The organism is Flavobacterium hercynium (assembly GCF_002217285.1).
Taxonomy (GTDB): domain Bacteria; phylum Bacteroidota; class Bacteroidia; order Flavobacteriales; family Flavobacteriaceae; genus Flavobacterium; species Flavobacterium hercynium.
Genome location: NZ_MUGW01000018.1, coordinates 1 through 22,402, shown reverse-complemented (window position 1 = coordinate 22,402; position 22,402 = coordinate 1). Strand labels below are relative to the sequence as shown.

Below are 22,402 nucleotides of genomic sequence, written 5' to 3'. Positions count from 1 at the left end.
ATAAAAAAATAACCACATGGCAGTTTCAGTATCTAAACTCAATCAATTTGTATTATTCAAATTACCATCTGCATACATTTGCGGCGTACGTGTAAAAGCGATCGACAAAGATTCTTGTATCGTAAGTGTAAAGCACCGCTGGATCAATCAAAATCCGTTTAACTCTATGTATTTTGCAGTTCAGGCAATGGCAGCAGAATTAACAACAGGCGCATTAGTAATTTCTCAAATCAAAGAAAGCGGAAAAAAGATTTCGATGTTAGTAGCCAATAATAAAGGAAACTTTACCAAGAAAGCAACAGGCAGAATAACATTTGTCTGCAACGACGGACACCTAATAGCGGAAGCAATTCAAAAAACAATTGCAACAGGCGAGGGACAAACCTTCTGGATGAAATCTATAGGAACAGACGAAAAAGGCGTTCAGGTTTCTGAAATGGATTTTGAATGGAGTGTTAGAATTAAATAGTTTTTTTGACACGAATTTCACGAATTGACACGAATTTTAAATTCACTCAAAAAAATAATTCGTGAAATTCGTGGCGAAAAAATACCCATAAAAAAGGCCTCAAATAGTTGAGGCCTTTTGTATTTTTTATTGCAATTATTTTTTAACGCAACATGCTTTTTTCTCTTTCGCTGTTTTTTTAGCACAGCATTCTTTTTTTGCTTTTTCTTTTTTAGCAGGTTTAGTGTCTTGTGCCTGAAGACCAATTGTAAAAAGAGCGATTGCTAAAACGGTAAATACTTTTTTCATTTTTTTTTATGTTTTTTTGTTAAAGATATGTGTTTGGTTACCCAAATATAATAACATTTCTCAAAGAAAATTCTCAGGAAAAGTTAATGTTTTTTAGTTATAAGCTTCTGGACAAAAGTGAGCAACCCATTGATCAAACGCTGCTTTGTATTTTTCCTGAGCATTTTTTATAATAGATTCTGTTTCTTGTATCGGATCAAGATTAAAATTTTCTTTTAGCCAATCAATATATTCCTGTAGATTTTCGCTTTCCTCATAATCTTCTTCATCTTTATAAAAATAGGCTTCTTCATGATCAACACTAATTTCAGTATCAAATGTTAGCAGTTGCATGAATTCAAAAATGTTTTTTGCTATAACATGTTGCCCGCCTTCATCACCAAAAACAACTACAGGTAATTCATTCAGGGATTTGCCTGATTCATTATTCCACAGTACATACATAGAACCGGAGCCATTTGCCTGAGCGAAAGGCATTAATTGGTCTAAAAAAGCTTCATCCTCAGACCAGGTTGAAATGCCTGATTTATCATCTTCATATAACCCGAAACCCTGAGAATAATTTTCGAATCCGAGTTCATCATTAATTTCAAAAAATAAAGCCAGTTCGTCTGTAATTTGATTATTAAAATTCTGTTTGAAATCTTCTAATGTCATAATTGTTTTTGTTTGAATACTTTAAATAAGAATAAATGTCTATTTCAAATATACAATTTTAACCTATTTTGCAATTGAAATTTTTCAATATCAAAAAGTAAAATAATTAGATGTATTTTGATTCCATATTATTTCTTTAAAGCTTAAGACTTCGCAAGCGTAAAGCATTTACAATTACAGAAACCGAACTCAAACTCATTGCCAAAGCAGCTAACATCGGCGAAAGCAAAATTCCAAACACTGGATATAAAATCCCTGCTGCAATAGGAATACCCAGAATGTTATAAATAAAAGCAAAAAACAAATTCTGTCTGATGTTTTTCATAACAGCATGGCTTAGTTTTTTAGCTTTTACAATACCATTGAGATCTCCTTTTACGAGCGTTATCTTAGCACTTTCTATGGCAACATCCGTTCCGGTTCCCATGGCAATACCAATATTTGCCTGTGCTAGAGCAGGAGCATCGTTGATTCCGTCACCTGCCATAGCAACAATTTTACCTTCGGCTTGCAAACGTTGAATCTCTTTTAGTTTATCCTCAGGAAGACAATCGGCTTTAAACGAACTCAAATGCAATTGATCAGCAACCGCTTTGGCAGTATTTTTATTATCTCCCGTCAGCATAATCACCTCAACACCTTCGTCGATTAAGTTTTTGATTGCTTTTATGCTGTTTTCTTTTATGGCATCGGTAATAGTTACGTAACCCAATACGATATTATTTACAGCGATGTAAGAAACTGTTTTGCCTTGATTTTGTTCGTCAAGAATTTTGTTTTCAATATCCGCAGAAATCGTAGCACCAACATCGAGCATTAATTTTTTATTTCCTAAAGCTACTTTAGAGTCTTTTATAGAACCTGTAATTCCTTTTCCGGTGATAGACTGAAAGTCTGAAACGGCAGCGATACTTATATTTTTAAGTTTGGCAAAATTAAGAATAGCTTTAGCTAAAGGATGTTCGCTATGCTGATTTAGAGAAGCGATACTTTGAATAAGCATTTCTTCTGAAATGTTCATAACATCGTTTTGTTCGGTGTACACTTTTTCTACAGATGGTTTTCCTTCTGTAATCGTTCCGGTTTTGTCTGTAATTAAAACATCTATTTTGTTGAGGTTTTCGAGTGCCTCAGCATTTTTTATCAAAATTCCGTATTGCGCACCTTTGCCAACGCCAACCATTACAGACATGGGAGTAGCCAGTCCTAAAGCACACGGACAAGCAATAATAAGTACCGCAATAGCATTGATTAAACCATAAATATAAGCAGGTTCAGGACCAAATTTTGCCCAGGCAAAAAAGGTGATAAGCGAAATGGCAACAACAGTTGGCACAAAATATTTGGCTACACGATCAGCTAATTTCTGAATTGGAGCTCTCGAGCGGCTGGCATCGTTCACCATTTGTATGATTTGTGAAAGTAAAGTTTCTGAGCCCACTTTTTGAGCAATCATAACAAACGATTTGGTTCCGTTTATAGTTCCCGCTATAACCGTATCTCCTGTTTTTTTATCAACCGGAATTGGTTCTCCGGTAATCATAGCTTCATCGATACTGCTTTCTCCTGTTGTAATTTTTCCGTCAACGGGAATTTTATCTCCAGGTTTTACACGAAGTAAATCGCCTTTTTGAATTTTATCGATAGCAATTGTAATATCAGTTCCGTTATTAATTAAAGTTGCTTCGGTGGGTGATAACTTCATGAGTTCTTTTATAGCGCCGCTGGTTTGTTCGTGTGCTTTGGCTTCTAATAATTGCCCCAAAAGCACTAAGGTTATAATAACTGTCGCAGCCTCAAAATAAAGATGAATGGTTCCGTGATGCGATTTGAATTCAGCTGGAAAAATATCCGGAAAGAACATACCTGCAATACTAAAGATAAAAGCAACACCCGTTCCGATTCCGATAAGGGTAAACATGTTTAAATTCCATGTTACGATTGATTTGTACGCACGAATAAAAAACATTGCTCCTGCATAAAAAAGAACCGGAATGGAAAATAGAAGCTGAACCCAATTCCATTTTTCAACAGACATTAAATTATAAAGCGGATTGTTAGGGATCATCTCTGACATTGAAATGATAAAGATGGGAAGTGTAAACACAACCGCAATCAGCATTTTTTTCAATAAATCGGTGTATACTTTGTTTTCCTGTGAGTTCGAAGTTTGTGCAGGAACTAAATCCATACCACAAACTGGGCAATCTCCAAATTTAGTATAGGTTTTATCACCTTCACAATGCATGGGGCAATAATATACGCCAGTTGTATTAGCATCAATTGATTTAGTAGTTTTATTAGCATGCTGGTGTTCTACATGAGAATTTTTATTCTGGCTTGAACAGCATGATTTTACAGGAGTTTCTAAAGCATTAGAAGAAGAAGTCATTTCAATGGTATACTTACCGACTTCCGTCAATACATCTTGAAATTTCTCTGTAGCAACATGTTCTCCCATTGTTATCGTTGCCAATGGAGGATTTAACGTTACCTCAGCCTGAATCCCTTCAACTGTGTTCAGTGTTTTTTCAACTTTTTTCCGACAGCCATCGCATGACATTCCGGAAATTATATAATGATGAGTCATTGTTTTTATTTTGTGGTCTAACAATGCAAAGTTCCGAACTAAGGTTTACTTCGGTTTGTATAATTTTGAGAATGATTTGTAAAATTATTTAATCGTAAAGAGCGGAAAGGTTTTCTCTTTAAAATAATCTCGCAAAGTCGCAAACTGGACGTCCAAGTATTAACTTAGAAAAAAACTTTGCGGCTTTGCGACTTAGCGAGAAATTGACTTTTTACAAATTCTCAATCTGAATACGATTTTTATCTTCCATTTTTTTAAAATGAGTAGGAGTAAAGCCTGTGATCTTCTTGAACTGATTGCTCAGATGCGCTACATTGCTGTAATTGAGAATATCTGCAATTTCGCTTAGCGAATGTTCATCATAGATAAGAAGCTCCTTAACTTTTTCTATTTTTTGACTGATAAAGTACTTCTCGATAGTGGTGTTTTCAATTTCAGAAAACAAATTACTCAGCGTGCTGTAATCCTGATGGAGGTTTTCGATCAAATAATCAGAAAGATTTATATTGAGTTCGTTATTTTTATGGTGTACCAAATCGACGATCAGATTTTTGACCTTCTCGATGGTTTTACTTTTTTTATCATCAATAAAATCAAATCCTAATTCTTGAAGGGTATGAAGTAAAACCTCTTTTTGGTGTTGTGTAATGTCGTTTTCCAGTTCGGCTTCGCCTAACGTTACAGAAACGGTCTCAAGTCCGAGTTTTTCGAATTCAGATTTAACCACCATGATGCAGCGGCCGCACACCATATTTTTGATGTAGAATTTCATGTTATTTGATCGTTTCTACAACATTTCCGCAGGTTAACATCGATGAACCATAATAAGGATTTTTAACCGCTTTTTCTTTACTTAACCAATCAGCATCTGCCATTGGACAGTATTGTTTGTACACAACCTGTTCTGACTTCGAAATTTTAATTAAATCATAAGTACTTTTCGTTACCGCTTTAAAATTTTCGCGTTGTTTTTTTAGATCAGTAGCAGCTACGATACTTTTAGTGTCGGCAGTTAGTTTTTTTACAACCTTCATCCAGATAGTATGTTCGTCTTTTTTAAGCTTGTCCATTTTAACAGCTGTAATAGCCGTTAGTAAATCTTTGGCTTTCGCCGAAGTTAATTTGGCATCACTTTTTATCAAAGCATCTTTTACTGTAAAGTAAGCATCATATACAGGTTGCAATGAAGAAGCGGCTGCAGTTGTGCCTGCCTGAAGATTATTTGCAGTAAACAATAAGAATACGGCTGCTATAGTCGAAAGTAGATTTTTCATGTGATATGTTTTTTTAAAGAGAAAGTAAATTTTCTCGAAGTTGATTGATAGAATACTGAAATTTTGATAAAATTCCAGTGGTGTAAATTTAAAGATTTTATTTGAGGTGATACTTTTGCGATTTCAGATATTATGTTTTTTTAAAATCCGTTGGCTTCATGTTTTTTCGCTTTTTAAAATAATTAGACAAATGACTTTCGTCTGTAAAACCAAATTCATACGCAATTTGTTTAATCGGCAATTGATTGTTGTGAATTCGCTTTTCGATAAGAGTTGTCCTTAGATTATGAATGTATTCGCGATAGCTAATGGCGAATGTTCTTTTGAAATAAGCACTAAAATAAGTTTCTGCTATATTAAAGTGATTCGAAATGGTTTTAATCTGTACTAATTTGGGCTGGTAAATATTCTGATGAATGTAAGAGGCAATTTGCTCGTTATCAATATGAGTCGATTTCATTTTTAGATTCATACAGCGAATAGTTTCCTTAATCAGACCAAAAATCGACAGAATCTGATAAAAGACAATTGGCGAAGTACTAACATCTGTTTTGCAGTTATACGCTGTAATGTTTTCTACGGTGTTTTTTAGAATGGTTTTGCAGGGATCATCTAATTTTAAAACCGTTTCTTTAAGTAATTTGTCTCTCATGAAATCTTCAGGCGTGTTTAGAAGAAGGTCATCACAAAAAAGACTTTTATTAGAATTAAAATAATTATCAGTAAACTTAATATAGACAAAACGGGTCATTTTTTTAATATCAAAATAATGTTCGTCTTCCGGAGAAATTACAAACAGATCACCTTGTTTATAAGGTAAAAGGTTGTTGTTGATATGATGTACTCCGTTTCCTTTCTTGATGTAAATTATTTCATAGTACGTATGAGAGTGTGGAGGAAGGTGAAATTCATCTTCTTCAAATTCATCAATAACAAGTGTTTCGAATTGATTTAATTTCTTCATAACGTAAATTTACAATTTTATATCGCAAATGTACAATTTATTATAAACAGAACGGTGTTAAATTTGCGCCATAGAAATTCTATTCCTTTCTTAAATAATAAAATGAAAAAAAGTCTTATTGCACTCTCGTTAGGAGGTTTAACTATTGGTATTACCGAATTTGTTATGATGGGTCTCTTACCTGATATTGCCTCAAATATGAAAGTCTCGATTCCGGTAGCCGGATATTTGATTTCTGCTTACGCACTTGGAGTGGTAATTGGAGCTCCCTTGCTGGTGATTATCGGAAGAAATTTTCCGCCAAAAAAAATGCTTTTAATTTTAGCTTTGATGTTAACCGTATTTAATGCCTTGTCGATCATAGCGCCAACGTATAACTTTTTATTTGCGTCCCGATTTCTTTCCGGTTTACCGCACGGAGCCTTTTTTGGAGTAGGAGCTGTAGTTGCAAGCCGATTGGCAGATAAAGGTAAAGAAGCGCAGGCAATTGCCATTATGTTTTCCGGATTAACATTAGCAAATCTTATCGGTGTTCCTATTGGTACTTATATAGGTCATCATTTTATATGGCGTTATACTTTTGTGCTTATCGCAATTGTCGGATCGCTTACCCTCTTATTTTTATATTTATGGATGCCTAATCTGGAAAAAACAGGAGATGTAAACATGAGAACACAACTAAAGTTTTTTCAGCAAATAGATGCGTGGTTAATTATAGGAATCACCGCAATTGGTTTTGGAGGCTTGTTTGCCTGGATAAGTTACATTGCACCTTTGTTAACTAATGTCTCTAAATTTTCACCGGAAGATGTCTCGTACATTTTAGTTTTAGCAGGTCTTGGTATGGTCGTTGGGAATTTTGCCGGAGGAAAACTGGCAGATAAATTTTCAGCAGCACCAACAACGTTAGCACTTTTATTTGTGTTGTCAGTAGATTTGATTTTGGTTTATTTATTTTCTTTCAATCAATATGTTTCTTTGATTCTAACGTTTTTAACAGGAGCAATTTCATTCTCTGTTATTGCGCCTATTCAAATGTTGATGATTAAAACAGCAAAAGATGCAGAAATGATTGCATCGGCTTCCTTACAGGGAAGTTTTAATATCGGAAACGCTTTGGGTGCCTTTTTGGGAGGTTTGCCTTTGGTCGCAGGATATAGTTATGCTTCTCCAAACTTAATAGGTGTAGGGATGTCAGTTATCGGAATGGTAATTACTTTTATTTTGATTCAACGTCGTAAAAAAACGATACAATTGCAAAGCGCATAATGCGATAGCTTTTTTAAGAAGGCACTTTTTTGAGCCCTTAAACTTTAATTAGTTTAAGGGCTTTTTCTTTTTTGTAAATGAAATCTTGTTTTTGTTATTTGGTTAAGATCAGCAGCTTAAAAACATCTTGTAAGTTTTTATTTAGATTAGTGTTTTTGTACTTTTTTTGTCTAATTTTTTTTTGATGAATTTTAGGAAGCAGAACCCAATTTTGAAACTTATTAAAATCATAATAAATTTTGTTGTAATCGATTGTTTTTTTATTTAAAAAGAGCTAAACAGTTAATTAATAAAAAGATATTTAATATTTAATCNNGCAAATTTTTGTGAAATTTAATTTTTTGTATTAAAAAAATATTTATGTTTGTGTAATCGATTACATGTTTGTTTCGTCTCTTTTTTATCTCACTATAACGTTTGAGAAAAGCCTGTGAAATCCCATCATTACTAGGGGAATTCAAATTAAAAGCAAATACGATGTTAAAACGAATACAATATTTACCCACAATAAAACTAGACTAATTAATAATTTAAACAGTAAACCATGAATTTTAAAGATTTATTTAATAAAGGAACAAACCGCTTTGTTGCGATTGTTTTCTTATTATGCTTATTCCTGACTAATAAGGTAAGTGCGCAGAATCTAACACTTGAAGGTACAGTTAAGGATGCTGCAGGTTTGACTTTGCCAGGAGTTAATATTCTTGAAAAAGGAACAAAAAATAGCGCTTCGACAGATTTTGACGGGCGTTATAAAATTAAAGTTTCAAACCCAAAAGCAGTATTAACTTTTTCTTTCATAGGTTTTAAAACCAGAGAGTTTACTGTTGAAGGAAAATCAAAAATCGATGTCACACTTTCTGAAGATGCCAACAACCTAAACGAAGTTGTTGTGGTTGGTTACGGATCTGTAAAAAAATCAGATTTAACAGGTGCGGTTTCTACATTATCTGGTAATGATGTTCGAAAAACACCTATTGCCAACGTTGCAGAAGCTTTAACAGGACGTATTGCCGGAGTTCAGGTAATGTCATCTGAAGGTTCTCCGGATTCTGAAATTAAAATTAGAATTCGTGGTGGTGGATCATTAACGCAGGATAGTTCTCCTCTTATTATTGTTGATGGTTTTCCTGTAAATAGTATGAATGACGTTTCTCCTTCAGATATTGAAACGATAACAACGCTAAAAGATGCTTCTTCTACAGCAATTTATGGTTCCAGAGGAGCGAACGGAGTTATCATCATTACAACTAAAAGTGGTAAAGACGGAAAAATTGCAGTAAACTTTAATATGTTTTACGGAATGAAACAAATGGCAAACGATATTGACGTTTTGGCACCGGATGATTTCGTAAAATGGCAATATGAGTATGCTTTGCTTGCAAAAGATTTGAATTCATATGAAAAATATTTTGGACAATGGCAGGATCAGGATTTATATCAAGGTATAAAAGGTGATAATTGGCAAAAACAAATTTACGGTCGTACAGGAGAAGTTCAGAGCCGTGATTTAGGAATTCGTGGTGGTACGGATAAAATAAACTTCAACTTTAATTATGCGCATTATGATGAAACTGCGATTATGCAGAGTTCTGACTTTAAGAGAAACAACTTATCTCTTGCCTTAAAAAGTAAAGTGAGTGACAAAGTAGATCTTGCTTTTACAATGCGTTATTCTGATACAGAAATTAACGGAGGTGGAGCAAATGAGCAAAACGAATTCTCTTCAAATGATTCTCGTTTAAAACACGTAGTAGGTTATGCACCAATTCCAATGCCGGGATTAACTACAGATGATACAGACGAAGCATTATCCAGCTATTTAGTAAATCCTTTTGTTGCGACAGCAGATAACAACCGTCAGCAATTAAGAAAGAACTTTAATATGTTAGGAAGTTTTTCATGGAAACTGACAGACAAATTAGTATTTAAAACTGATTTAGGATTAGATAATTACAACTATTTAGATTACCGTTTCTACGGACGTTCTACTTATTACGTTGCTAATAGACCAGCTGCTACACTTCAAGGTATGCCGGCGATGATTATGAGCGATAGAAAAGATACACGTTTCAGAAATGCAAATACACTTAATTATGATTTTAAAAAGTCATTGGGTGAAGATCATAGTTTGAGAGTTTTGGTTGGTGAAGAATCAATTGATTATCAAAGAAATGATGCAACAGATGTTTTACAAGGTTTTCCAAAATTCTTTAGTTTTGACCAATCAAGAAAACTAACGTCGCAAGCTACACCAATAGCTGTAGACAATTATTACTTTGCCGATGATAAATTGCTTTCGTTTTTTGGTCGTGTAAATTATGATTACAAAGATCGTTACTTATTTACCGCTACTTACCGTGCCGATGGTTCAAGCAAATTCTTAGGAGATAATAAATGGGGCTATTTCCCGGCAGCTGCAGTTGCGTGGAAAATTTCTGAAGAAAGTTTCTTAAAAGATGTTTCATGGATCAACTCTTTAAAAGTAAGAGTAAGTTATGGTGAAGCAGGAAACAATAACATTCCGACAGGACAAACGATGCAAACCTTTTTCTCTTCGCAATCTGCATGGATAAATGGTGTAAACAATTTTTGGGCACCGCCAAGTACATTAATCAATCCGGATTTGAAATGGGAAACTACAGTAACTCAGAACTTAGGTTTAGATTTTGATTTCTTCAAAAGCCGTATCAATGGTTCGGTTGAGATGTATAAAAATGTGACACAGGATCTTTTGGTAAACTTCCTAATTCCGGGATCAGGTTATGCATCACAATACAGAAATATGGGAGAAACTCAAAATACAGGTATCGAAGGAACTTTGAATGTTATTGCTTTACAAAAGCAAAATTATGGATTGAGCTTTGCGTTTAACATTGGTTTCAATAAAAACCGTATTAACTCTCTTGGCGTAATGAGTAACTTCAATGCAGCAAGTACATGGAATTCAGCAATTGGTGATGATTTTCAGGTAAATGTTGGTCAGGCACTAGGTTCTATGTATGGTTATAGAAACGATGGCCGTTATGAAGTAGCTGATTTTGATTATGATGGTACAAAATATACGTTGAAACCAGGTGTTGCAAACAGCTCAACAATTGTTGGAAACGTTCAGCCGGGTTCTATGAAATTGAAAGATTTAAATGGCGATGGTGTGGTAACAATTGCAGATCGTGAAGTTATCGGAAATTCGAATCCAAAATATACAGGAGGTTTTGTAATTAATGGTAATGCTTATGGTTTTGATCTTTCAGCATCTTTTAACTACAGTGTTGGAAATGATGTTTACAACGCTAATAAAGTAGAGTTCACAAGTTCTACTCCAAACGGACAATACAGAAATTTAAGTTCACAAATGGCTGATGGTACAAGATGGACAAATGTTGATTCTTCAACAGGACAATTGGTAACAGATCCTGCTGCATTAACAGCGCTTAATGCCAACACCACAATGTGGTCTCCGTATATGAATCGTTTCGTGTTTAATGATTGGGCTGTTGAAGATGGTTCTTTCTTAAGACTTAACACACTTACGTTAGGGTATACATCTCCAACGTCTCTGACTTCAGCAATTGGGGTTTCTAAATTAAGATTTTACCTTACCGCAACCAATGTTTTCTTATGGACAAAATACTCTGGACCAGATCCTGAAGTATCAACCAGAAGAAATACGCCGCTGACACCAGGAGTTGATTATTCAGCATATCCGCGCAGCAAGCAGTTGGTTTTTGGTTTAAACCTTAATTTCTAATTTAAAACGTATCAAAATGAAACATAAAATAATTATAGCAGGATTACTTATAGCAGGATTTTTTAGTTCTTGTGAGAAAGATTTTCTTGAAGCTCCTGCACAATCAACAGTAGAAGAAGAAACACTTTTTTCTAACGCAGGATTAGCAAAAGGAGCGGTAGACGGAATTAAAATTCCGTTTGGAGATACCAATGGACACCGAGGACGTTTTATACCGTACTATGGATTTAATACTGACGTTGAATGGTTCAATGCTTCAGAATCTACTTCAGATGATAAAGCAGATTTAAGTATTTATGATACTAAATCAATCAACAGTCAGATGGATGTTGAGGTAACACTTACTGGAGGAGGAAATCCTTGGACATCTATGTATTCCGGAATTGAGCGTGCCAATGTTTGTATTAAAGGGTTGCGTCAATACGGAAATCCAACGCCAGGATCAGAACTTGGTTATTTATTGGGAGAAGCTTTAACATTGCGTGCAGTTTATTATGCAGATTTATTAAAAGCACATGGTGATATACCAGCGCGATTTGAACCGGTAAGTTCTGCGACAATTTATATACCGAAATCAAGCAGAGATGTGATTTACAAACAACTTATTGCAGATTTAGGTGAAGCGGCTACATTAGTTCCATGGCCAAACGAAACAGCTGCAACGAATAGTGTAGAACGTGTAAATAAAGCTTTTGTAAAAGGATTACGTGCTCGTTTAGCGTTAGTTGCCAGCGGTTTCCAACAATATCCTGATGGCGTTAGAAGAAGTAAAGATCCAGATCTTTCTGTAGCAGCGATGTACAAATTAGCATTAGACGAATCAAGAAGCGTAATAGAAAGTGGAAGAGCACATTTAGAGACTACATTCGAAGGATTCTGGAAAAAATACAATCAGGAAAATACAACAGCAGGAGGAGAGTCACTTTGGGAAATTCCGTTTGCAGATGGTAGAGGAAGAGTATTGTTTAGCTTTGCTGTAAGACATACAGACAATGATCAGTTTCATTCTAATGGTCTTAATCGTGGTGGTACTGCGGGTCCGCTTCCTTTTATTTTTTACGATTATGATCAGGCAGATACTCGTAGAGATGTTACTTGTGTACCTTACATTTATGGTAAACCTACAGATGGAATTGCTAAGCAAGAACTTGGAGCTTTAAACAAATGGTGTTTTGGAAAATACCGTTACGAATGGATGACACGTCACGTAACCTCTACAAATGATGATGGAGTAAACAAAATCTACATGCGTTATGCCGAAGTACTTTTGATTGCAGCAGAAGCAGCCAATGAACTAGAAGGTCCTGGTGCTGCAGCTCCATACTTAAAAGAAATACGCCGCAGAGCATTTGCTGCCGTAGATCAGGCGGATAAAGTTGATGTTTATGTAGATGCTCTAAGCAGCAAAGAAGCTATGTTTACTGCTATTGTTGACGAAAATAAATTTGAGTTTACAGGTGAAATGGAGCGTAAACAAGCACTTATTCGCTGGAATTTGCTTAAAGTAAAATTAGATGAAGCCAAACAAAAAATGTTTGATCTACAAAAACGTACCGGCGATTATGCAGCGGTGCCAACTACATTGTATTTTAAATATAAAGAGGACAAAGTAACGCTTGATATTTATGGACTTAACAGAGGAGAATCTGTAAATCCGGGTCCGACATATACTTCTTTTGAATGGAATACACTTACAGACAGTAAAATAAATTCAATATATAAATTAGGGGTTGATCCAAATACCAGACAGTTTTGGCCAATATGGCAAAAGCTTATTAACGGAAGTAATGGGCAGTTAGTTAACGATTATGGTTATTAATAACGCACGATAAAATAATTATAAAGTATAATGTTTATGAAAACAAAATCTATAATAAAAGGATTACTAGCGACTTTAATACTGGCATTTTCGATAGCGGGCTGCGATAGTTTTAATGACGAAGTATTAAATGATATCACGACCACAAGAGAATTTTCTCCTATTGGATTAACAGCAAGAGTAAGAAGCCAAACAATAGTTGAATTAAATTGGACTCCAACTGAAAAGGCAGATCATTATGTAGTAGAATTTAGTGCTGATGATGCTGATTTTAAAACTATTTTTAAAACTATTCAGGTTACAGCCGCACAATTACCTGTACAGGTACAATTAGATGGTGAAACAGTATATTCTATTCGTTTAAAAGCGGTAAGTGCCACTGGAATAGCAGATTCTAAATGGACAGTTATTACAGCAACAACCTTATCTGAACAAATTTTTATTGCAGGTCTTGATACTGATATAGATGCGAAATTTGCCATTTTAAGATGGACTCCGAATAGCGCTGTAACACATATTGTGGTCAATCCGGGTGAAATTAAACGTACCCTTACGGATGAAGAAAAAGCAGCAGGAGTTGTTACAATTACTGACTTAACAGGAGAAACAGATTATACCGTTGATTTGTTTAATAATACCAAAAAAAGAGGTGTAGCAAGTTTTAAAACCGGAATCGACATCGGAAGTGGAGTGTTAATTCAGCCAACAGATGATTTAGTAGCTGCAATTGCTGCTGCAGCTCCAGGTGCTACCTTAGTATTAGCGGCAGGTGATTATCCGTTTACGGGCGATATCTCATTAACTAAGCCAGTTACGATTAGAGGCTTAAGAAGTTTTGATAAACCAAAATTACATGTAACTTTTACCATGACTGCGAGTGCTACTTCATTAAGTTTAATAGATTTAGATTTAGAAGCATCAACAATTACCAATGCGTCTCTAATAACAATGTCCGGAGCAAGCGCCATTTGGGAAGATATATTGATAAGCGGTTGTAAGGTACATGAATACACTCGTGCTTTAATTTCTGCAAATGCAGCTTCAGCAAAAGTAAAATCATTTACAGTTGATAATACTATTGTTAAAAATGTAAATACAAATGGAGGGGCTGATTTTATTGACTTTAGAAATACGCATGTTACTGATATTGTTGTTAAAAACAGCACGTTCGATACTTGTTCTACAAACCGTGATTTCGTGAGAGTAGATGCCGCTACAGGACTTACAGGTCAGGGACTAACAACCAATGTTCTTATAGATGCCTGTACGTTGTATAAAGTATCAGATGTAACTGCTTCAAAAAGAATCTTATACATTCGTTTTATATCTAATGCCTCAACGGTAAGAAATACATTGATAGCTGATGTTGCACCAACAACGGTATATATGAGTCAGACAACTTTGACGCCACCAACATTCTCTAATAATAATTATTTTAATGCTCCTGGTTTTAAAGATACAGGCATTGCTTCAAATAGAGTAGATGCTTCAGGAACAACTTTAAATCCGCAATTCGCTGACGCAGCTGCAGGTGATTTTACACTTAAAAATCAAACGCTGATTGATAATGCAGTAGGAGATCCTCGTTGGAGAAAATAACGTTTCATGTTTATAGTTTTTTATAAAAAATGGATACAGTTGTAAAGCTGTATCCATTTTTGTTTTTACTATAATCGTATTACTCGATATCTAAATCGAATTTTTCAAGTAAACCTGCTAAGGCCGCTTGCGACACTTTGGTCTTTTTTATTTTGTTTTCTGAAGGATCAAAAGCATAATTGCGTGAAGATCTAAAATCGGTTTTTTCTAAAATGCAATCCATAAAAGTAGCATGGCTAAGATCACAATTTTTGAAAACTGCATAACCTAAATCAGTATTAGAGAAATCGACATCTTTTAAAGAACAATCAACGAAGTTTGTCTTCTTTAGTTTCTTGTAAATAAAAGTCGAATAATCAAGAAGACAATCATTAAAATGCATAGAAAACAAAAAACTGTTGCTCGCACTAAAGTCAAGCCCCATTAGTTTGCATCCTGTGAAAGTAATATTTTTTAAACCCGTATTTCTAAGCGTTGCCAGTGAAAGATTGCAGTTTTTGAAAGTGCAATCTAAAAAATCAATCGAACTGAAATCGCTTTTAGAAAAGTTACAGTTGATAAATTCGCAGTTAATAAATTCATTTTCTGAAATTCTTTGTTCCGAATAATCAATCGAGTCAAATGTTTTGTTTTGTTGTAAGGCCGTATCCATGCTATATTGTTGAGGTTGAAGAGATAAAAGATAAATGTTATTCCAATTCGACGTAATCGAAAATATTGTTTTTCAGAATAGATTGATTTATTTCTCTCTTGCTGTCGATTCTCAAAATATTATCACAATCTTCCAGATCAAAATTCCAAAGCGCATCTGGTAATAACTCGTTTAGCACTTGGGTTGCCAACTCTAGTTTTACTTTAGAATCAACCGTTGTTTTATAAACATAAATCATAATTTACTTTTTTTGCAGGGCAAATTTCCGCAAATCAAAAAGAGTTTGATAGGATTTGGTAATCAATAATTAGGACTTATCAATCATTTTTCGATATTGAACAGGACTAATTCCTTCGTGTTTTTTAAAGAATCTGCTAAAGTAAGAATGATCCTCATGTCCTACCTGCATGGCGATTTCGCTTACAGAAAGTGTAGTTTGAAACAGTAAATATTTAGCTTCGAGTAAAATGGTTTCATCAATCCATTTGGTGGCAGATTTACCCGTTACCGTTTTTACAGCTTTGTTTAAATGGTTGGGCGTAATATTCATTTGCGAAGCATAAAAAGTAACCTGATGCTGCGTTTTGATATTAGCGTGAATTAATTCTTTGAACCTTCCCGTTAAAACTTCTGCAGCCGAAATGCTTTTAGTAGCTTTTACGTTTTTTTTATTCATTTCGTAAAATAGCGCAATCAGGTATGCTTGTACAATATTCAGATTAATGCTTTCATTGGTTAGAAATTCTAGTTTTAACCGCTCTAAAATATTGGTAACAGAAGGCACATCTTCCAGCGAAAGTTTAATTTTCGGATTGCCGGATATTTTTAAAAAATCAAATTCATTAATCATTTCCCGGCTTCCGTATTTTCCGATCAGAATATCCGGATGAAACTGACAAATGTAACCTGTCTGTTTCATGTCAATTTCAGTAATTGAAAAAATATGACCAGCAGGAACTACCATTATTTCATTGGCAATCGTTAAATGCTCTTCATGACCCAGTTTCATTTTATGACCACCGGAAGTAACAAAAATCATCGTATGACAACTGTGTTTAGAAGGAGGGACAGTATATCGCAATCGCATTACATCCTGAAATTCCAAACAAAAAAAGTGATCTGAATTTGAGTTGAAAAGTAAGTGTATTGGGTTTTCTGCTCCAAGAAATGTATCCCTGAAGCTTTTTCCGCCGTATGTTTTTACGTTTTCAACTGTTTTTGTTTTCATTTCTTAGTAGTACAATCTAAAATCGAGCAGCTTACACAAGTTATAATGTTTTTGGTATAATTCTTCAACCACTTCTTTCAAGTCATCATTCTCCTGATAAAAACTAAAAAAAGCTTTGTCGATTGTGCTGCAGCTGGCGATTTTATTATAAGTAGATCCGTAGCCCGAAATGGCACGTGCTCCCGTAATGTCCAGGAAGTATTGCGCTTCGTCGTTGGTTAAATCCAGTATTTTTTTATTAGCAAAGTGAATGACTTTTCCTTTCATCTTTCCTTCAAAAAGTTCTGCTATTTCTTCAAGACTATAGTAATAATCATGAAGGCAAATAGTATTTGGTTCACCCGGCATTACCAAATAAATGATTTCATAATCCTTAAAATTATGATCTTCATAAAGTAATATGTTTAGGCTTTCTTCTAAACCTTCAATAGTATCGCAGGTTCTGTAAATGCTTGAAATCCCCTGATCAAGTGCTATTTCTTCTAAATTTTTTACTACATCTGTAGTTTTTGTGGTATCTACATCCGGAACCCCTTCCAGGCAGAAAATGAATTTTTCATAATCCATAAAATTTTACTTTCTGTTTGCTGATAAGTGATGAAAATTGATTTTTTCTTCATTTTCTACAAAGGTATAAATTTCTGCCACCATTTACTTTCTGATTTTTCTAAAGATTCTAATAAGAAGTTGGGTCTCTTATATCCGCATGCGGCACAAAAAGAAGCTTTAGAAGTTCGGTAGGGTTTACCGCAACATTCGCAGGGCGGACCGTACAATTCAATACGGTGATGCATAATAGCGTTTGGTTCTGTTTCGTCGTAACCGGTTAGCGCTTTGTAGTAATTCAATAAATCCTTGAAACGTTCTTGTCGTGTCATATTACACTTTCCAGTTTCAAATCCTTCACGATATAATGTAGAGGCAATACGATATTCTTCTTCATTCAACATCGGTACTTTCATTTTGCAACGCCAACACCAAAGGTTTTCCATAGTATGTTTTTTAATTGTTTTATGTTTAGTTATTAGAGTGTAATAGATTGATTTATTGCTAATGTATGGTTTTTTATTAAGAAATTTACACGGTTTGTTTGTTTTTGTTGCAAAAATCGTTTTTTCTGATGTATTAATTAACCCGTATAATTACCTGTTTTTGAATGTGGTAATGAAATTAATCTAATTCTTGTATTGTTTTGTAATAAAGGGCATTACTAAAATTTGATACAATTTGGAACAGTGCTTTACGCTCTTTTCTTTTGCCGAAGCAGTAATTTTGACAGGAAACAAATTGTAGTTCCAAAGCAATAAAAAAAACGTCAAAATGGTAAACGAAAGAGTAATGGAGAAATTAGGGATACTTGCGGATGCTGCGAAATATGATGTTTCCTGTTCCTCTGCTTTAAGTAACCGAAAAAATAAAGACAAAGGCTTAGGCGATGCCAAAGGTTACGGTATTTGTCATTCCTTTACCGAAGACGGACGCTGTGTATCACTACTGAAAATTTTACTGACCAATCATTGTATTTTTGACTGCGCATATTGTGTCAGTAGAAAAAGCAACGATATCAAAAGAGCTGCTTTTACAGTCGATGAGGTTGTTGAACTCACCATTGGATTTTACAGAAGGAATTACATTGAAGGACTTTTTTTAAGCTCCGGTATTTTTGATAATGCCGATGCGACTATGGAACGTTTGGTTAGAATAGCCAAAAAACTACGCCAGGATCATAATTTTAATGGTTACATTCATCTCAAAGCAATTCCGGGAGCAAGTGACGAATTGCTAAAAGAAGCAGGTATGTATGCAGATCGTTTGAGTGTAAATGTTGAAATGCCAACAGAACAAAGCCTTAAATTACTCGCTCCGGATAAAAACCACAAAGACGTTATTAAACCAATGGAGTATCTGAAAAATGAAATCATTGGCTATAAAGAAGAAAAGAAACTAAATTACAAAGCACCACTTTTTGCGCCAGCGGGTCAAAGTACACAAATGGTAATAGGCGCAACGAAAGAAAGCGATCTCGAGATTTTAGGCATGGCAGATTATTTCTATCAAAAAATGAGTATGAAGCGTGTTTATTATTCCGGTTACGTACCAATTAGTCATGATAATCGTCTTCCGGCGATAGGAACTCCGGTTCCCATTATTCGTGAAAACCGATTATACCAAGCCGATTGGCTGATTCGGAATTATGGTTTTAATGTAAATGAGATTGTAGGTTTCAACCAGCCCAATCTGGATCTTGATATCGACCCTAAGTTAGGATGGGCTTTGCGTAATCTAAATCAGTTTCCGGTAGATATCAATACCGCTGATCTCGATTTGGTAAAACGTATTCCCGGAATTGGTTTTTTAGGCGCACAGAAAATTGTCGCAGCCCGAAAATTTAAAAAATTGGCACCGCAGGATCTTCAAAAGTTAGGTATCGCTTACAGTCGTGCAAAATACTTTTTGGCATTTGCTTCTCCATTTTTATTGCAAAAGGATTTAACGGCTGTTCAAATTAAAGATCAGATTCTCGATTCCCAAAAAAGTAAATACAAAAACGATTTCTCTAATCAACTCTCTTTGTTTTAAGATCATGACACAAGTAATTTACGACGGAACCTATGAAGGCTGGCTGAGCGCTGTGTTTGAAATTTACGAGTATAAACTCAGTGATGTTGTGTTTGCTAAAAAAGAACCTTCAGCTGCATTACTTTTTTCTACCACCTATTTTGTCAATACAGATATTAAAAAAGCAAACCGGGTTTTAGAAGGTCTCAAACAACGATTGTCAAAAGAAGGATTAAATAGAGTATACCACACCTTTTTGTCAGAAGTAGATCAGGTAGAAGAAATCATGTTTCGGTTTGTAAAATATGTATTTGCCAGTTCCAAAAATGTTGAAGAAGATTTAGGGAACAGTGAAGTCTGGGATATTCGAAAAGCAGCAAGATTAACAGCAAAAGAAAGTCATAGAATGGAAGCCTTCGTTCGTTTTAAACTAACGAAAGACCAGCTGTATTATGCTATTGTTGAGCCCGATTGTGATGTTTTGCCTTTAATAGAAACACATTTTAAAAACCGCTACGCAGATCAGCGTTGGTTAATTTATGACGCCAAACGCAAATACGGCATTTATTACGACCTTGAAAAGGTTACCACAGTCGCAATAGAATTTAATACGCAATCCAATTCAACTCAATATTTAGCTGAACTATGCGATGAGCAGGAAGAGTTTTACCAAAGTTTATGGCGACGTTATTTTACCAGTGTAAACATCGAGTCCAGAAAAAATATGCGACTTCACCTCCAGCATCTTCCTAAACGATATTGGAAACATTTGACAGAGAAGATTCCGAAGTTGGAGTAATTAAATTCTCACTTTTAAACTTCTTGCAATATGTTTTTTCTATATTTGGTTCTATTAGTAAGTGCAGTAGAATAGGCTTTTAAATGCATTATTTACTAATTTAAAAATGATTAGTTAATAGATAGATTCCTTTTACTTCAGAAGGAACCAGCAAAGAAAAGATGTAATGTATAAATTGTTTATTTTAAAAATGGTTTTTTTATTCTCAGTTTCGGTAACCGGACAAAGTTCTGGTTTTGAAATTAATGGAAAAGTAAAGAACTCAGGCAAAGGAAATAAGTTTTATCTAACTTATAAGACAACGGATAAAGTTGTGATTGATTCTTTCGAAATTAAATCGAACTCAGTTATTATGAAAGGGGAGATTGAATTTCCCGTAAAGGCGTTCATTAGCAATAATAAGGAATTTATTCTTGATGGTATTAATGGTGAAGTTATTTACTTAGAACCAAAAAAAGCTACTTTAGAATTGAATTATAAAAATTTGAGGGATTTACAAATAAAATCTTTTCGTACCTATGATGAATATAATGATCTGGTAAAACTAAAGAAATCTCTTTTCGTAGAAAGTGATTCAATATATAAACTTCTTAAATTAAATAACGAAGCTCTGAGTCTTGCTAAAGGTGATAAATCCAATTTGGAAGCAAATGCTATTAAAATTGACCAAATGATTGATAGTAATCGGTTAAAGAATATGGAATTTGATTTAAAGTTTGTTGCTGATAACAAAAATTCATATGTGAGCCCTGATCTATTATTGTCTTGGATTAAAAGAAGGGAAGGTGCACTTCGCTATGAAAGAATAGATTCGCTTTTTAATCTGCTTGGTGATAAAGTCAAGGAAAGTTATGCATCTCATGAATTTAAGAAAGTAATTAAACAATTAAAAAGTAGTAAAGTAGGTGAAAACGCGTCTGGCTTTGATTTAATAGATATTAATCACAATCATATAAAACTCGATTCGTTTAAAGGTCAAAAAGTTATTTTGCTTGATTTTTGGGCAAGTTGGTGTGCACCTTGTAGAGAAGATTTTCCGTTTTTAAAAGAATTGTCTAATAAATATCGTGAAAATGGTTTTGAAATTGTGAGTATCTCTAAAGATCAGGATTTAGAATCTTGGAAGAAAGCGATTAAGAAAGACGGTATTGAAAATTGGAAACATATAGCAATTAAAGATAATATTGAAAACAACACTTACCATAGCGACATAGAAAAAGATTATTTTGTTACTACCATACCTGTAAAAATTTTAATAAATAAAGATGGTAAAATAATAGGAAGATGGAGAGGTGGAGGAGATGATAATAAGAAAGATTTAACCGAATCTTTAAGTAAAGTTTTTTAATAAAAGACATTATACTTAAAAGCGTGTACATATAAAAACAGAATGGGACAAAGATGAATAATATCTTTGTCCCATATTTTTTAAGTTATTTTGAGTCTTTAAATCGAAGCTTCGTTTTTAATTCTATTTTGAATTATTTTTCCTCTTCCAAACTATCAGCAGCAGAAATTTGATCTAAAATATTAGTTTGATTAGGAGAAATATAGTTTTTTGCCTCAATGTTATTTTCTTTCTTAAACAGCAGATCTAAGGCATGATACAGCTTTAATAAAACATCTTTATCTTCTTTTTGAATCTCCAGCGCAGTATTAAAATTAAAAACATAATTATTAGAATTACGTACTTCTACTTTTATAGTTTTTGATGTGATTTTAAATTTGACGATATCCATGTTGTAGGTAAATTAAATAATATGCAAAAATGCTACTTTAAAGGCAATTCTCGTTGCTGTTTTTAATTTTTTTTAATTGTTTGAGAGAAAGTTTTTTTGTTTTGCAGTAATAGGAGAAATTTCGAATACTACTAACAAGATATTATATCTGACAAAATGACTATTTAACAGGATATTTTTTTTAATTTTGAAATTCAGACTTTTAATTTAAATGGCTTTGTAGTTAAGCCTTTCAGATAACAGCATTTATTATGGAACAGAAAATACATCAGGGGAGAAACTTAAAACGTTTTAGAGAAATGCTTGGCGTTAAACAAGAATCATTAGCTTTTGATTTGGGTGAAGATTGGAATCAGAAGAAAATTTCAATGCTGGAGCAAAAAGACGTTATTGATTATAAATTACTCAAACAAATCTCCGAAGTATTAAAAATTCCCGTGGAAGCTTTTGATACTTTTAGTGAAGAACACGTTGTCAATATTATTTCTAATACAGTTGATAATGGAAATCTTGTTGGTTGTCAAACTATTATTAATCCAATAGATAAAATAGTTCAATTGTATGATGAAAAAACTGCTTTATACGAGCGTATGCTAAAAGAGAAGGACGATATTATGAGGCAAAAAGATAATATGCTGAACACATTCGAAAAGCTAATTGATAAATTACAGAAGTAGATAATTCGATACGATATTTAAGTAAAAGGCATTTTGGTAACGTTCCAAAAATGCCTTTTTTTATATTT

Annotated in this window: 21 protein-coding genes; 9 read left to right on the top strand and 12 right to left on the bottom strand. The window is 34.0% G+C overall.

The genetic code is table 11. From position 1 onward, the window contains the following. The first annotated feature begins 16 nt into the window (after positions 1-16). Positions 17-469, top strand: coding sequence for a DUF4442 domain-containing protein (locus B0A66_RS09350; RefSeq protein WP_089049596.1), 453 nt, complete (start codon positions 17-19; stop codon positions 467-469). 135 nt (positions 470-604) lie between these two features. Here B0A66_RS09350 and B0A66_RS22835 read toward each other — a convergent pair whose 3' ends face one another. From B0A66_RS22835 to B0A66_RS09325, 6 genes are all read right to left on the bottom strand, one after another. Beyond that, on the bottom strand, positions 605-757 hold the full coding sequence (locus B0A66_RS22835; protein WP_165766597.1) for a hypothetical protein: 153 nt from the start codon (positions 755-757) through the stop codon (positions 605-607). A gap of 93 nt (positions 758-850) precedes the next feature. Continuing rightward, positions 851-1,414, bottom strand: a complete 564-nt coding sequence (locus B0A66_RS09345) for a hypothetical protein (RefSeq protein WP_089049595.1) — start codon at positions 1,412-1,414, stop codon at positions 851-853. Between the two features lie 136 nt (positions 1,415-1,550). Further along, positions 1,551-4,004 carry a heavy metal translocating P-type ATPase gene (locus B0A66_RS09340; protein ID WP_089049594.1) on the bottom strand — a complete coding sequence of 818 codons (2,454 nt, stop codon included), beginning with the start codon at positions 4,002-4,004 and terminating at the stop codon, positions 1,551-1,553. A 211-nt stretch (positions 4,005-4,215) separates the two neighbouring features. Then, positions 4,216-4,776 (bottom strand): AraC family transcriptional regulator, encoded by a 561-nt coding sequence (locus tag B0A66_RS09335; RefSeq protein ID WP_089049593.1) that lies wholly within the window; start codon positions 4,774-4,776, stop codon positions 4,216-4,218. A 1-nt stretch (position 4,777) separates the two neighbouring features. Next, complete coding sequence (locus B0A66_RS09330; RefSeq protein ID WP_089049592.1) at positions 4,778-5,278, bottom strand: DUF3347 domain-containing protein; 501 nt, start codon at positions 5,276-5,278, stop codon at positions 4,778-4,780. 130 nt (positions 5,279-5,408) lie between these two features. Next, a complete protein-coding gene (locus B0A66_RS09325) occupies positions 5,409-6,242 on the bottom strand; it encodes an AraC family transcriptional regulator (RefSeq protein WP_089049591.1) in 834 nt (277 codons plus the stop codon). A 102-nt stretch (positions 6,243-6,344) separates the two neighbouring features. Between B0A66_RS09325 and B0A66_RS09320 the strand changes: the two genes are divergently transcribed. The 4 genes from B0A66_RS09320 to B0A66_RS09305 all read left to right on the top strand — a co-directional run bounded on the left by B0A66_RS09320 (position 6,345) and on the right by B0A66_RS09305 (position 14,680). Further along, on the top strand, positions 6,345-7,511 hold the full coding sequence (locus B0A66_RS09320) for an MFS transporter (protein ID WP_089049590.1): 1,167 nt from the start codon (positions 6,345-6,347) through the stop codon (positions 7,509-7,511). 544 nt (positions 7,512-8,055) lie between these two features. After that, complete coding sequence (locus B0A66_RS09315) at positions 8,056-11,262, top strand: SusC/RagA family TonB-linked outer membrane protein (RefSeq protein WP_089049589.1); 3,207 nt, start codon at positions 8,056-8,058, stop codon at positions 11,260-11,262. A 16-nt stretch (positions 11,263-11,278) separates the two neighbouring features. After that, positions 11,279-13,081, top strand: coding sequence for a RagB/SusD family nutrient uptake outer membrane protein (locus B0A66_RS09310; protein WP_089049588.1), 1,803 nt, complete (start codon positions 11,279-11,281; stop codon positions 13,079-13,081). 36 nt (positions 13,082-13,117) lie between these two features. Beyond that, positions 13,118-14,680, top strand: coding sequence for a DUF5123 domain-containing protein (locus B0A66_RS09305; protein WP_244283422.1), 1,563 nt, complete (start codon positions 13,118-13,120; stop codon positions 14,678-14,680). Between the two features lie 79 nt (positions 14,681-14,759). On the opposite strand, the gene B0A66_RS09300 is transcribed toward B0A66_RS09305, so the two are convergent. The 5 genes from B0A66_RS09300 to B0A66_RS09280 form a co-directional block, all read right to left on the bottom strand. Then, entirely contained in the window at positions 14,760-15,332 is a 573-nt protein-coding gene (locus B0A66_RS09300) for a pentapeptide repeat-containing protein (RefSeq protein ID WP_089049586.1), read from the bottom strand. Positions 15,333-15,369: 37 nt separating this feature from the next. Further along, entirely contained in the window at positions 15,370-15,570 is a 201-nt protein-coding gene (locus tag B0A66_RS09295; protein WP_089049585.1) for a hypothetical protein, read from the bottom strand. 69 nt (positions 15,571-15,639) lie between these two features. After that, on the bottom strand, positions 15,640-16,560 hold the full coding sequence (locus B0A66_RS09290; protein ID WP_089049584.1) for a helix-turn-helix domain-containing protein: 921 nt from the start codon (positions 16,558-16,560) through the stop codon (positions 15,640-15,642). 3 nt (positions 16,561-16,563) lie between these two features. After that, positions 16,564-17,127 (bottom strand): DUF6642 family protein, encoded by a 564-nt coding sequence (locus B0A66_RS09285; protein ID WP_089049583.1) that lies wholly within the window; start codon positions 17,125-17,127, stop codon positions 16,564-16,566. 56 nt (positions 17,128-17,183) lie between these two features. Continuing rightward, complete coding sequence (locus B0A66_RS09280; protein ID WP_208862576.1) at positions 17,184-17,552, bottom strand: hypothetical protein; 369 nt, start codon at positions 17,550-17,552, stop codon at positions 17,184-17,186. Between the two features lie 328 nt (positions 17,553-17,880). On the opposite strand from B0A66_RS09280, the gene B0A66_RS09275 reads away from it, so the two are divergent. The 3 genes from B0A66_RS09275 (at position 17,881) to B0A66_RS09265 (ending at position 21,266) form a co-directional block, all read left to right on the top strand. After that, entirely contained in the window at positions 17,881-19,140 is a 1,260-nt protein-coding gene (locus tag B0A66_RS09275; RefSeq protein ID WP_089049582.1) for a putative DNA modification/repair radical SAM protein, read from the top strand. A gap of 4 nt (positions 19,141-19,144) precedes the next feature. Next, positions 19,145-19,918 (top strand): TIGR03915 family putative DNA repair protein, encoded by a 774-nt coding sequence (locus tag B0A66_RS09270; RefSeq protein WP_089049581.1) that lies wholly within the window; start codon positions 19,145-19,147, stop codon positions 19,916-19,918. Between the two features lie 190 nt (positions 19,919-20,108). Beyond that, positions 20,109-21,266 (top strand): TlpA disulfide reductase family protein, encoded by a 1,158-nt coding sequence (locus tag B0A66_RS09265; RefSeq protein ID WP_165766596.1) that lies wholly within the window; start codon positions 20,109-20,111, stop codon positions 21,264-21,266. Between the two features lie 133 nt (positions 21,267-21,399). Here B0A66_RS09265 and B0A66_RS09260 read toward each other — a convergent pair whose 3' ends face one another. Beyond that, positions 21,400-21,657 carry a hypothetical protein gene (locus B0A66_RS09260; RefSeq protein WP_089049579.1) on the bottom strand — a complete coding sequence of 86 codons (258 nt, stop codon included), beginning with the start codon at positions 21,655-21,657 and terminating at the stop codon, positions 21,400-21,402. A 251-nt stretch (positions 21,658-21,908) separates the two neighbouring features. On the opposite strand from B0A66_RS09260, the gene B0A66_RS09255 reads away from it, so the two are divergent. Beyond that, positions 21,909-22,334, top strand: a complete 426-nt coding sequence (locus B0A66_RS09255) for a helix-turn-helix domain-containing protein (protein ID WP_089049578.1) — start codon at positions 21,909-21,911, stop codon at positions 22,332-22,334. The last annotated feature ends 68 nt before the right edge of the window (positions 22,335-22,402 follow it).